Origin of the sequence: Nocardioides marmoribigeumensis (genome assembly GCF_031458325.1) — a bacterium.
In the GTDB taxonomy this organism is placed as follows: Bacteria; Actinomycetota; Actinomycetes; order Propionibacteriales; family Nocardioidaceae; genus Marmoricola_A; species Marmoricola_A marmoribigeumensis.
On the sequence record NZ_JAVDYG010000001.1, the window covers coordinates 3059209 to 3072450 of the forward strand.

General features: G+C 64.0%; 5 protein-coding genes. All 5 read left to right on the top strand.

What is annotated here, in order from left to right:
• Positions 1-556: 556 nt before the first annotated feature.
• From J2S63_RS14670 to J2S63_RS14690, 5 genes are read left to right on the top strand one after another with little or no spacing between them, the layout of a single operon-like run.
• Positions 557-3316: a DUF1156 domain-containing protein gene (locus J2S63_RS14670; RefSeq protein ID WP_310303685.1), complete on the top strand. Its 2760-nt coding sequence runs from the start codon at positions 557-559 to the stop codon at positions 3314-3316.
• Complete coding sequence (locus J2S63_RS14675) at positions 3316-5172, top strand: GmrSD restriction endonuclease domain-containing protein (RefSeq protein ID WP_310303688.1); 1857 nt, start codon at positions 3316-3318, stop codon at positions 5170-5172. The genes J2S63_RS14670 and J2S63_RS14675 overlap by 1 nt, the downstream gene beginning before the upstream one ends.
• On the top strand, positions 5159-8494 hold the full coding sequence (locus J2S63_RS14680) for a Swt1 family HEPN domain-containing protein (RefSeq protein ID WP_310303690.1): 3336 nt from the start codon (positions 5159-5161) through the stop codon (positions 8492-8494). The genes J2S63_RS14675 and J2S63_RS14680 overlap by 14 nt, the downstream gene beginning before the upstream one ends.
• A complete protein-coding gene (locus J2S63_RS14685; protein ID WP_310303693.1) occupies positions 8491-10365 on the top strand; it encodes a hypothetical protein in 1875 nt (624 codons plus the stop codon). Before J2S63_RS14680 ends, J2S63_RS14685 begins: the two co-directional genes overlap by 4 nt.
• A 50-nt stretch (positions 10366-10415) precedes the next feature.
• Positions 10416-12809 (top strand): HelD family protein, encoded by a 2394-nt coding sequence (locus J2S63_RS14690; RefSeq protein ID WP_310303695.1) that lies wholly within the window; start codon positions 10416-10418, stop codon positions 12807-12809.
• Positions 12810-13242 lie beyond the last annotated feature (433 nt).

Below are 13242 nucleotides of genomic sequence, written 5' to 3' on the forward strand. Positions count from 1 at the left end.
TCAGGTCGTAGGACGCTGGTTGCTGTATTGAGTAATCCTCCGGTGACAGATGGTCAACGCACGCTGCGCCGCGTCGAGCTCGCCAGATCCATCCTTGGCTTCGATGCGCACGCTGTTGTCAACATTTTCGCGATTCCATCGCACGCAACTGGAGCGCTCGGCACTCTCGGGGTGGCGGAATCAGGATGGATCGATGCCCGACGGGAGATGTGCGCTGGGCTTGCCGGCGCAAAAGGGGTGCTGCTCGGCTACGGATCGTCCCCGCCTTCCGGCGCAGCGCGCGCGCAGTTCCGCGGACAGGTCGATTGGCTGGCTAGTCAGCTGTCAGAGTTGGCCGTGCCCGTTTGGCAGTTTGGAGACGGTCCCAGACATCCGTCGCGATGGCAGCGCTGGACGCATCGCGCATATCCCGGGATCGGATTTGAGGAGGCGGTGAGGCGCAGCCTTGTCCTGGTTGATCCCGAATCAACCATTGGCGCCCACCAGGTTTTGATTTGAGGGTCGAAGAAGAGCCGCACGATCAGGGTCGAGGACGAGCAAAGGGACGAGGACGTCGGTGCAGAAGCGGAAGTTAATCGAAGTGGCATTGCCGCTGGAGACCATCAACAGGGAGTCAGCTAGGGAGAAGTCGATCCGGCACGGCCACCCGTCGACCCTGCACCTGTGGTGGGCGCGGCGGCCGCTCGCCGCCGCTCGAGCGGTGATCTTCGCTCAGCTGGTCGATGACCCGTCCTCACGCCCAGACGAGTTCCCCACCGAGGAACTTCAGCGCAAGGAGCGAGAGAGACTGCACTCCCTGATTGAGCGACTCGTGGTGTGGGAGAACATCCGCGACAAGAAACTGCTCGCTGAGGCCCACGCCGAGATTCTCAAATCCACCGACGGCGAGCCGCCGACGATCCTTGACCCGTTCGCGGGTGGTGGCACCATCCCGCTGGAGGCCCAGCGACTCGGTCTCGAAGCCCGTGCCTCGGACCTTAACCCTGTAGCAGTGCTAATCAACAAGGCGCTCATCGAGATCCCACCGACATTCCGGGGCCAGCCGCCGGTCTATCCGGGCCTCGCCGATGCAGAGATCCGACTTTGGACGGGCGCAGAGGGGCTTGCCGCCGACGTGCGTGCCTACGGACGGTGGATGCGCGACGAGGCGGAGAAGCGTATCGGCCACCTCTACCCTCAAGCGGCCCTACCTGACGGCGGGAGGGCGCCAGTCATCGCTTGGATCTGGGCCCGCACCGTCACATGTCCCAACCCCGCGTGCGGGATTGAGATGCCCCTCGTCCGCTCGTGGTGGCTGGGCAAGAAGAAGGGCAAGGAGGCATATGTCGTCCCTGTGGTCGTCCCCGACACCAGCAATCCTTCGGGGCAGCGAGTGAGGTTCGAGATCGGGCACGACAAGGCCGGTGCCCCCAGCGCTGCCGGTGACGGCACTGTGTCCAAGACCGGAGCGGTGTGCCTTGCCTGCGAGGCCGCTGTCGACCTCAACTACGTCCGCGCCGAAGGGCGTGCAGGGCGCATCGGGGTTACGCTCATGGCCGTCGTTGCCGAGGGCAACCGTCAGCGAATCTACGTTGATCCCACCGACGAGCACAGTTACGCAGCCGACGTTGATCGACCCGACGACATCCCGGACACGCCGTTGCCAGCCGAGGCTCTTGGCTTTCGGGTCCAGTCATACGGCATGAAGAGCTGGGCGGACCTATTCACCAACCGTCAACTCGTGGCCCTGACTACCTTCAGCGACCTAGTTACGGAGGCCCGCGCCCGCATCATCGCTGACGGGGGCACCGACGCATACGCCGACGCCGTCGCCACCTACCTCGGCATGGGCGTGAGCCGAATGACGGATATCGCCAACGCTCTGTGCCGTTGGGAGAACACGAAGGAGCAGGTCCGGAATCTGTTCGGTCGTCAGGCGATCTCGATGCTTTGGGACTTCGGCGAAACTCGCCCATTTGGGAAGGCCGCAGGCGCTTACGAGGTGAGCCTCGGAAACCTGGTGAAGACGATCGCGGACACCGGCGGACCCATTGGCGAGGTCCGCCAGGCGGATGCGTCAAGCCGGTCATACGACGGCGTTCTCATCAGCACGGACCCGCCGTACTACGACAACATCGGCTACTCGGACCTGTCCGACTTCTTCTATGTGTGGCTGCGACGGTCCTTGCGCAAGGTGCAGCCAGATCTCCTCGCCACGATGCTCGTACCGAAGGCCGAAGAGCTCGTTGCTAACCCATACCGTCATGACGGCAAGCAGGGCGCGCGGGAGTTCTTCGAGAACGGCTTCAGGGATGTCTTCGCACACGCTCGGGAGACCGCATCCACGGAATACCCGATCACGGTCTGGTACGCGTTCAAGCAGAGCGACAGCGATGAGGCCGGAACTGCATCGACCGGCTGGGAGACACTCCTTGAAGGCATGATCCACGCAGGCTGGATGATCACGTCTACGTGGCCGACCCGGAGTGAGCTCGGTAATCGGATGCGGGGCCAGGAGTCGAACGCCCTCGCATCGTCGATCGTGTTGTCTTTGCGGCCTCGCCCCGACGGCGCTCCGACTACGGATCGACGCGGCTTCATTGCCGCGCTGGAGGCCGAGCTGCCCGCCGCGCTGCGAAAGCTTCAACAGGGACTGATCGCCCCGGTCGATCTTCCACAGGCGGCCATTGGACCGGGGATGGCAGTTTTCAGCCGCTTCGGTGCGGTGCTCGAGCCTGACGGTATGAAGATGACGGTTCGATCAGCGCTGTCGAGGATCAACGAGATTCTGGATCAGGTGTTGAACGAGCAGGAAGGCGACTTCGACTCGCCCTCACGGTTTGCAATCGCGTGGTACCGCCAACACGGCTACAACGTCGGGAAGTTCGGTGACGCGGACAACCTAGCGCGCGCGCGAAACACGAGCGTAGACGTCATGGAGCGAGACGAGATTCTCACAAGTCGCGCCGGCAGCGTTCAACTCGTCAAGCCTGGCGGCCTCCGCTGGGACTACGACATCCTTAAGGACACACACACCAGCAACTGGGAGGCTCTCCACCACCTGATTAAGGTTCTAGAGCGAGACGGCATCGCCCCGGCCGGTGACTTCCTTAATGGTGCGCTTACGCGTCCCGACGGCGCAGTTGACGCCGACCTCATCAAAGAGCTCGCTCACTTACTGTTCCGGATCGCTGAAGGCAACGGGTGGACGAAGGATGCGCTCAGTTTCAACACACTGGTCACTACTTGGCCCGAGATCCTCGTGATAGCCCGGTCCGTGAATGAGCCCACCGCGCAGCAGGGCGCGTTCGACTTCGACGGGGGAGATGAGGACTGATGGCTTTCCAGACACCGCAGCATGAATTGTCCGACTACTTGAAGTGGACCACCTCGGGGAAGATCCAGCTCCCTGACTTTCAGCGCAGTTACAAGTGGGAGGACGAGCGGATTCGTCAGCTGCTCGTGACTGTGCTTCGCGGGCACCCCATGGGAGCCGTCATGATGCTGGCCACCGGCAACGATCAGGTCCGATTCAAGCCTCGGGCAGTAGAAGGGGTAACCCTGGCCAACGGAGTTGAGGCTGACTGGCTGCTGCTCGATGGACAGCAACGACTGACCTCCCTTACCCAGGCGTTAACAGGCGACGGCGTAGTCAATACCAAGGACGCGCGCGGGCAGAAGCTGCAGCGCAAGTACTACCTCGACATGGATCTCGCTCTTCAGGGCGACGACCGGATGGACGAAGCTGTCAGATCCATTCCGGCCGACGGGACGATACGCAGTAACTTCGGCAAGCAGATCGACTTCGACATCTCGTCCGAGGATAAAGAGCTCGAAGAGCGTCACTTCCCGCTGCGTCTGCTCTACGATCCCCTCGGCGCTGCGACCTGGCTCACCAAACTGCCCGACGTTGCGACGACCATGCCCGCCTTCATGGCGCAGGTGATCCAGCCGACGAACACCTACGACATCCCAGCCATCCAGCTCGACAAAACGACCAGCAAGTCTGCCGTGGCGACGGTGTTCGAGAAGGTCAATACGGGTGGGCTGCCCCTCAACGTCTTCGAGCTCCTCACGTCTGTGTTCGCTGGTGATGCGGACTACTACGCCGAGCACGGTGAGGACTTCCGGCTCAACGACGACTGGCACCAGACGCAGGAGCACTGGAAGTCGCAGCCCGTTCTCGAGACCGTCGTCAGCACAGACTTCCTCCAAGCGGTCACCATGCTGACCACCCTCAAGCAGCACCGAGCGCACACGGGTGACCGACCCCCAGCTGTGTCGGCGAAGCGTGAAGACGTGTTGAAACTGACGTTGAAGGACTACATCGAGTGGCGGGACTCGCTGCGAGCGGGCTTCATCTGGGCCGCGACCTTCCTGGCCGACCGGCACGTGTTCAAGGCGAAGGAGGTGCCCTACGCGAAGCAACTGGTGCCGCTCGCCGCGATCAAGGTCGTCCTCGGCGCCGACGCTGACCTCATTGGGGTCAAGGAGCGCATCATCCGCTGGTTCTGGTGCGGAATTCTCGGCGAGCTCTATGGCAGTGCCAACGAGACCCGTTTCGCGCGCGACATCGAGTCGGTCCCGGGGTGGGTCAAAGATCCGAGTGCAGCCGTGCCGCGCACGATCGCTGACGCGAGCTTTGTTGAGTCCCGCCTGCTCTCGCTGAGTAGTCGGCGCGCAGCCGCGTACAAGGGAATCGCGGCGCTGGTGCTGGCGCAGGGCGCACGTGACTGGATGGAGGACAAGGCTCTCGACAAGGTGCAGTACGTCGATCTTGCCGTCGACATTCACCACATCTTCCCCCAGAAGTGGTGCGAGACCGCCGGCATCGACTGGTCCCGCTGCGACAGCATCGTCAACAAGACCGCGATCGGTGCGCATACGAATCGCGCGATCGGCGGGGTGGCCCCATCGGAGTACTTAGGCAAGATTGAGAAGCGTGCCCAGGTCGGCGCGCACAAGCTGGACGGTCTCGTGGCTGGACACCTTATCGACGCTGACTTGCTCCGTAGCGACGACTTCAACGGCTTTTTCGAAGCCCGTAGAGAGGCTCTCTGTCAGCTGATCGAAAAGGCAATGGGCAAGGACGTTCAGCGCGACCTGACGGCTGGTGAGGCTACCGAAGACGCGTCAGCCTTCGAGATTGAAGACCTGACCGACGGGGAGGACCACTTCGATGGCGTTGAGTAACCGCGACCGCATCGACCGCATGTTCCAGGTGCTCGCCCCGGCACTTGATGACTTCATCTCGACCGTCGTTGGGCAGGGCGACCCCGCCCTCGGCGCCGTCTGGACCAAGCTCGTGCAGGCGAAGGACAGTAAGAACGGCGCACCCTCGACGAAGACCTACGACGCGCTTGACCCCCAGGTGCAGTTCAGAATCCTTACCGAGGGCAACATTACCGCGGGCTTCAAACCGGGGTGGTACCCGTTCCACCAGGCCATAGGCCGCACTGGCGAGACCTTTGCCAGCGAGCTCCGCGAGGTCCGGAACGAGTGGGCGCACAACAAGACCTTCACCGACGACGACGCCTACCGAGCGCTCGACACCGGCGAACGACTGCTGAAGTTGATCGGTGCCGCCAAGGAAGCCGATGAGGTTCGCGGTATCCGCCTAAATCTGCGCCGCGTCACTGCCGACAAGGACGACAAGAAGGTCCTGAAGGCTGCCGTTGACAATCCCGAAGCCGCAGGCCTCCGGCCCTGGCGCGAGGTCCTCCAGCCTCACGACGATGTCGCCACGGGCAACTTCCATGCCTCCGAGTTTGCTGCCGACCTCTACAAGGTCGCCACCGGTGGCGAGGTCGACTCCGACTACGCCGATCCCGTCGAGTTCTTTCGGCGTACCTATCTAACGGAAGGTCTCCGTGACCTGATCGGCCGTGCCGTCCGTCGGCTCGCAGGAGACGACAACGCCTCGCCGGTCATCAATCTCCAGACAAACTTTGGCGGCGGCAAGACTCACTCGATGCTCTCGCTTTGGCACGTGGCAGCCGGGCTTCCTGTGGGCAACTTCCCGCAGGAGACCCAGGAACTCCTGAACGCGAGCGGCTACACCGGCACGAAGGTCAACCGTGTCGCCGTCGTCGGAAACCACTTCAGCCCGTCGGGCATGGCCAAGGACGACGGAACCTATGTCAACACCATCTGGGGCGAGCTTGCCTGGCAGCTCGGAGGTCCCGAGGCCTACGCGATTGTGGCCAAGGCCGACCGGGACCGCACCCACCCCGGGGACGCTCTCCACGAGCTGCTCGCTAAGTACGCGCCCGCCGTCATCCTGATCGACGAATGGGTTGCGTACGCCCGCTCGCTCGTCGGCCGTGACGACCTGTCTGGGGGCACGTTCGACGACCAGTTCACCTTCGCCCAGTCGCTGACCGAGGCCGCCAAGGGCACTAAGGGCGTCCTGCTCGCCATCTCGATCCCGGCCTCGGAAACCGGCGACGCGACGGACAAGATCGTTGCAGGCAACGCCGAAGAGGTCGGTGGCCAGAACGGCCTGGAAGCTCTCAAGCGCCTCCAGAACGTGGTCCGCCGTGTCGCGGATCAATGGCGCCCCGCGTCGTCTGACGAGGCCTACCACATCGTCAAGCAACGGCTCTTCAAGCAGCCCGATGCCGCTGCGCTGGCAGCCATCGGCGCCACAGCTCGGACGTACGTGGAGATGTACCGCAAGTACTCCGACGACTTCCCGCGCGAAGCACGCGACAGTGCCTACGAGGACCGGATCAAGCGGACCTACCCGATCCACCCGGAGCTCTTCGACACCCTCTACGAGGAATGGTCGTCGCTAGAGCGCTTCCAGCGGACTCGCGGTGTCCTCCGCCTGATGAGCACCGTCATCCACGCCCTGTGGACCGGAGAGGATCAGTCGCCGCTGATCATGCCCGGGTCCATCCCGCTGGCGACTTCGAACGTGAACGCCGAGCTCACGCAGTATCTGCAGGACTCCTGGAAGACGATCATTGATGCGGACGTCGACGGCCCCAAATCAGAGCCGGCCCGCATCGATAAAGAGAAGCCGCTCTTTGGCCAGCGCGCGCTCACCAAACGTCTCGCTCGCACGGTGTTTTTCGGCGCTGCGCCGACGATTGCTCCCGGCTCTGTCCACAAGGGGATCGGCACTCAGCGAGTGTTCCTCGGGACCGCGATCCCGGGCGATGTCCCGGGTAACTTCCACTCTGCCCTAACACAGCTGGGCGACCGCGCGACGTACTTCTATTCGGGCTCCGGCAAGTACTGGTACGACGTCCAGCCCAACATCACCCGCACAGCCAAGGACCAGGCTGAGCGTCTCCATAAGGAAGACGTCTGGGCCGAGATTGTCCGACGGCTCCAGGATCAGGGCCGCAAGCGCGGTGACTTCGCGGGCGTGCACGTGTGCCCCGAGTCCAACGCCGACATCCCCGATACCGACGAAGCTCGTCTCGTCATCCTGCACCCCAAGGTTGCGCATAAGCGTGGGGCAGAGTCGGCGGCCAAGGAGTTTGCTCACAAGGCGACCGAGCACCGCGGCAGCTCGAACCGCACCCACCGCAATGCCTTGGTATTTCTCGCGGCTGATGAGGCTCGGCTCGAAGAACTAGATAACGCCACCCGCGACTACCTCGGCTGGAAGCACGTCTTGTCGAACGAAGCGGATCTCGACCTCACGCAGAACCAGAAGAATCAGGCATCGCAACGGGCGACTCAGGCCGACCAGACGGTCACCTCGCGCTTGCTCCAAACGTTCACGTGGGCGCTCGTGCCGGCCCAGCCGGACCCGGGCGCGCCGTTCCTCATCCGGGAGACCAAGGTCGAGGGACAGTCAGACTCGCTGGCGGACAGGGTGTCTCGTCGGCTCGGGAATGACGGTGATCTGTCCACCCGACAGGCGGCGGCGACGATTCGGCTCGCCATCGGCAAGGTTCCCCAGATTTGGAAGGACGGCCACGTCTCCCTCGGCGCCTTGTGGGGCCTCTACAGCCAGTACCCATACATGCCCCGGCTCAGGGACCGGAGGGTGCTCAACGAGGGCATCGTGGACCTGCCGATGCTGTGGCAAACCGATGCCTTCGCGTTGGCCGTCGGTTTCGACGAGGAGACCGGCCGCTACGTAGGTTTGTGGACTCCCGAAGACAAGGAGGCTGCGCCTGTCGCGAAGGACTCGCTCCTGCTCGTTCGTCCCGAAGTCGCGCAAAATCAGAAGCGGAACGAGCCGCGCACTGACCCCGACCCAGATCCGCGGCCGGATCATCCGGGTCCGAGGCCCGACACGCCCAAGCCTGTTGACATCGCCTGGACTCGTTTCTATGGCGTCAAGACGCTGAACTCCGAGAAGATCGCGCTGGAGTTCAAGAATGTTGCTGACGAAGTGCTCGCTCATCTCCGCTCGGGAGAGAACACCCAGGTCACCGTTCGCATCGAGATTGAGGCAACTGACTCCTTGGGCTTCAGCGAGAGCCGGGTCCGCACGGTGTCGGAGAACGCCCGCACGCTGAAGTTCGACCAGTCCGGCTTCGAGAAGCAATGACCCTCGTCTATCGCTCGGTGTTCTCTGACGCGGACGGTCGCATCGTCGAGGCCGTGCTGCCCGCCTTCCGCTCGTGGTTGAGCTCGAAGGGTTTCAGTCCGCCCGAGGACGTTCCGGCGAGCGGGGTGGCCTTGGAGGCCGACGGCGGTGGCGACATGGCGTGGGTGGCCAGGTCCGCTCTCGACCTCCCGACAGGGGGAGTCCTGACGAGGCTCCGGCTGGTCGAGGAGTCGGAGTCGGCTCGCTGGGTCACGACTCTCGCCTGGACCAGCGAGTCCGACGGCAAGGAGGGTCGCCCCTGGGTATGGCTCGACCTCGAGCACGAACCAGTCGGCACCCAACCCCCGATCAGACCCGGTAGCCCGCGAGTTCTGCGTGACCTCCTAGCCGCTGGCGAAGCCTTTGATGACCAGGTGCCGCTGACAGCTGAGGCATGGACTGTCACAACTGGTCAGGTGGCTGAGCTCGGGCGCTACATCCTCTCGCCTACTCGTCAGATCCCCATTGTTGTCTTCGCCCATGACGGACAGTCCGCCTACGACCAGGACCAGCTGGCCCGCCGGCTCGCTCGGGACTTAGCTGGCGTCGCTGCGGTGTTCATCTTGGCTAGCGGTGAGGCGACAGACCGGTTGGCTCAGTCTCTACCGCCGGACTACGCCGTCTACGGCGGGTCGCTGCGCACGTACCTCGCTGGTGTCGGCGGCGAGCACGATGTACCCCTGCGCCACAGGGTTCTGGGACGGGCAACTCTCAAGGCGCTCAAGGCGCGCGCCTTCCCCGCCGTCAAGGACCAGATCCTGGAGCTGTCGACACATCGGGCGGCGCCGCTCCGCCTCGTGAGCTCAGCGCAGCAAACGCAGCCCTCACCCCGCCCTGTCGAGTCCAGCCCATCAATCCCAACCAGTGCGCCGCCCCAGCCGGTCGTACCAAGCCAGGCTGATGTCGCGGACACCCTCTCGGTGCCCAAGCTCTGGTTCACGCAGCGTGTCGCCGCCATCCGCGAGGCGCTCGGCCGGCGGGCGTCGGCCACGACCGACGCTGGTGAGGTGGACGAGCTCGATCACGCGCTTTCCGAGCTCGTCGAGGTGGTGCGTTCCGGCTCCGCTCCGCCCATCGATCATGTGGGTGCCGCCTCCATTCAGCTCGAGGAAGTCCGTCGCGACCGTGAGCTACTGGATCAGCTGCTGTCCACTTCGCAGGACGAAGTCGACCAGCTGACGGCCGAGCTCGCCGACGCGCGCCGCCAGCTCGATGAGACGCTGTTGGAGGCGACCGAGGCCGCTGAACTGGCTGACCGAGCCGAGCGGCGGGCTCGCTGGCTCCTAAGAGGCCAGATCGAGTCCTCTGAGCAACAGACGCCGCTCGCTCTTCCCGATGCGCCTCCTTCGGTCGCGGAAGTCCTTCTGCTGGCCAGAGAGCACCTGAGCGAGCATCTGTGGGTGGGCGACACTGATGAGACCGCGGCGGAGCTGGACCTAGCAGGCGCCTCCCAGCTTTATGCGATCAAAGCGTGGAGCGCGCTCATCGCTCTCGACGCCTACGCGCGAGCACGCTCAGAGGGACGCTTCTCCAACAACTTTTATGCGTGGTGCCAAGACGTCCCGTCGGGAGAACCAGCGATCTCTGCCACCGCAGTCGCCCTAGTCGAAAGTGAAACGGTGGCCAATCGGCCCGACCTTCGCGACGCACGCACCTTCCGAGTGCCGACCGAGGTCGAGCCCGGCCAACGTCTCTACATGCCGGCGCACATCAAAGTCGTGAAACGAGGCTCGCCCTGCCCGCGTCTTCACTTCCATGACGGCTCCGGCAAGACTGGCAAGGTCTACGTGGGGTATCTCGGAGAGCATCTTCCAACAGCCCGCTTTTCCTGACAGGGTTGATCGCCTGGCGTAGTTCTCGGTAGCCAAGGGGGTAACGAGTCGTGACCGCGACTGCGGATGAGATCAAGCTCGAGCAGGACTACTTCGACCGAGCCTGGGAGGCCCGCGAGGACACGCGACGAACGCTCTCATCGGCTCACGAGGCCGCCGCGGGGGGACGCGCAGCAGCCTCAGCGGTCAACAAGGGGGCGAAGGAGCGGCTAGCTAAGCTGGCTGATCCGGACGAGCCGGTCGCGATTGGCCGCTTCGACCAGGAGGACGAGACCTGGTATGTCGGACGCCACGCCATTAGTGACGATGAGAGCAATCTTCTCGTCATCAACTGGCAGGCGCCGGCAGCGGCGCCGTACTTCCAGGCGTCGGTGGACGATCCCTGTGGAGTGCTACGACGCCGTAAGTTCGAGACCGACCGCAATCGCGTTGTCAGCTTCGAGGAAGCGATCTTCGCCGAGCTAGCCGCGGCCGTCGGCGGGCTGACCGAGGCTCAGCGGGAGGGCATCGACGACTCCGTGCTGCGCGATTTGCAGCAGGATCGCACGGGCGAGATGCGCGACATCGTGCAGACCATCCACGAGGCGCAGTACGAGCTCATTCGTTCCGAACTCGGTCAGTTGCTTGTGATCCAAGGCGGACCAGGCACCGGCAAGACCGCCGTTGCCCTGCACCGCGTCTCCTGGTTGTTGTTCAACCACCTCGGGACTCTTAGCCCCGAGGACGTTCTGGTGGTGGGGCCGAACCCCACCTTCACGCGCTATATCCGCAACGTCCTCCCCGGGTTGGGAGACGCCGACGTCCAACATCAGGACGTTCGCTCCCTCGGACCTCAGAGCAGCACCGGACGTGCAGAGGACGTCGACGTCGCCCGACTCAAAGGCGCAGCGAGGATGGCAGGCTTGCTCGCCGTAGCTTTGCGCCAGAGAGTGCGCTTCCCGGCAGGATCCGAGTCCTTTGACGTGGGTTCCGGTAGACAGCGCGCCACCATCACCCGGAGCCAAGTCGAACCCCAATTACGTCGCTTCCTGCAGTCGCCGGGGGGCTACAACTCGGGTCGGACTGCCTTCCGAGGCTGGTTGAACGCCCAAACCGGCGACCAGCTCAGCCCCTCCCAGCTCGATGCCGCAGCAGAGCGGATTTGGCCGTCCCTGACGGCTCAACAGTTCCTGCGAGACCTATTCGGCTCCCGCGAGCGTCTCGTCGGAGCGGCCGGCGACGAGTTCACTGCGGGTGATGTCAACCGGCTGCTGAGGTCGGCCGCTCAGCGTGCTGCCGATGAGCAGTGGAGCGACGCGGACGTGGCGCTCCTCGACGAAGCCGACCATCTCATCAGCGGCACCAGCAGGCGGTTTCGTCACATCGTCGTAGATGAGGCTCAGGACCTGTCACCGATGCAACTGCGCTCTCTCCGTCGGCGATCGGTCAGCGGAAGCATGACGGTCGTAGGTGACATCGCACAGTCCACGGGCCCTTGGGCGCGGGACTCTTGGGACGAGGTTATCGGTGCTCTGCGCCAAGACCTGCCGGTAGCGAAGCGGGACCTCCACCTGGGCTACCGCGTCCCGCAACAGGTATTTGAGTTGGCCGCACGCTTGCTGCCACTAGCCGCCCCCGGAGTGGTGGCTCCGCGGGTCGTCCGGCGCGGGCCCGCGGACCCGCGCTTGGTGGCGGCGGACGAGGATAACCGTCATGAGCTGGTGATCAAAGAAGCTCAGGAGTTCGCAAGCCGCGGGCTCTTTGTGGGGATCGTCTGTCCCTTATCTTTGCGTGACGACCTCGTGACCGAGCTGACGGACAGAGACGTGGTCTGGAGTGACGCAGCGAAGGGCAATCTGAGCAAGTCGATCAATGTCGTTAGCCCCGAGGAGGCGAAGGGGCTTGAGTTCGACGCCGTGATTGTGGTCGAGCCTGAAGAGATCGTGGCCGAGTCTCCGAGCGGCTTCCGGCTGCTCTATGTGGCCCTGACCCGCACGACGCGTTACCTCTCAGTCGTGCATGTCGGCGCGGCACTTCCGCTGACTGCAGCGGCCGCTGCAGTCGCTCCCTCGCTGGCGCCGCCGTTGACGGAGGGCTCCGGGGATCAAGACGGATTGTTCGAGGTCGTAGCTGAAGCCGTCGAGCCTTCGGAGGGCGCCGAGACGCTCCTCGCCACCCGCTTCAAGACCCCGACGGAGGACACAGCCACGACGGAGTCGACGAACGCTAGCTCCGGCACTGCGAGCGCATCCCCTCGCGGTACGAACGGGTTGAGCTTACGAGAGCCTGGTGCGGGAGATCCTGGAGATGCCCTAGCGCGGGTCGTGTCGGAGAGCGTGGCGGCGTCTCTGGCTCAGAGCGTGCGCCAAAGCGTGGCGCCACCCTTATGGCCCTATGTCATCGATCGGTTGCGACGGGAGCTGGGGGTCTCGGACGCGGAGGTCTTCGATCTCTTCGGTGATTAGTGGTGGGCGCTGACCCGTCAAACCCGGGCGTCGATCCCTACTCGTGGAGCGGGTCGGAGCAACTAGTGCACCGGTCCTTGCCGGGCTCTGCCTTGAAGCCGCACATCTTGCATCTGGCAACTGCGGGCGGGGGTGGGGGAGGCGTGCGTCGCGGCAGAGGCGGAGCTGGGGTCGTCCTACTCGGAACTACACGTCGTCGGTGCGTCCGCGGCGACGCTACGTCCTTGCAGGCCCGGCAAACGATGGCTGATCGTGACCCGGCGTCCTCGGCGGTGATCTCGACCAGACTGGGAGAGTATCCATCTCTAGCCCGAGCGCGAGCCTGCAGAAGAGCACAGGCATTGGTTTCGTGGTACCAAGCCTTCACGCCCACATGAGGTGAGTGGACCAACCAACCCATGAGTGTCTCCGAGAGGACTCGCTGCGTGTTGCT

What these genes read in the sequence shown, in the direction of transcription:
- J2S63_RS14675 (WP_310303688.1), top strand. Translation starts at nt 3,316, where the DNA reads ATGGCTTTCCAGACACCGCAGCATGAATTGTCCGACTACTTGAAGTGG.
- J2S63_RS14680 (WP_310303690.1), top strand. Translation starts at nt 5,159, where the DNA reads ATGGCGTTGAGTAACCGCGACCGCATCGACCGCATGTTCCAGGTGCTC.
- J2S63_RS14685 (WP_310303693.1), top strand. Translation starts at nt 8,491, where the DNA reads ATGACCCTCGTCTATCGCTCGGTGTTCTCTGACGCGGACGGTCGCATC.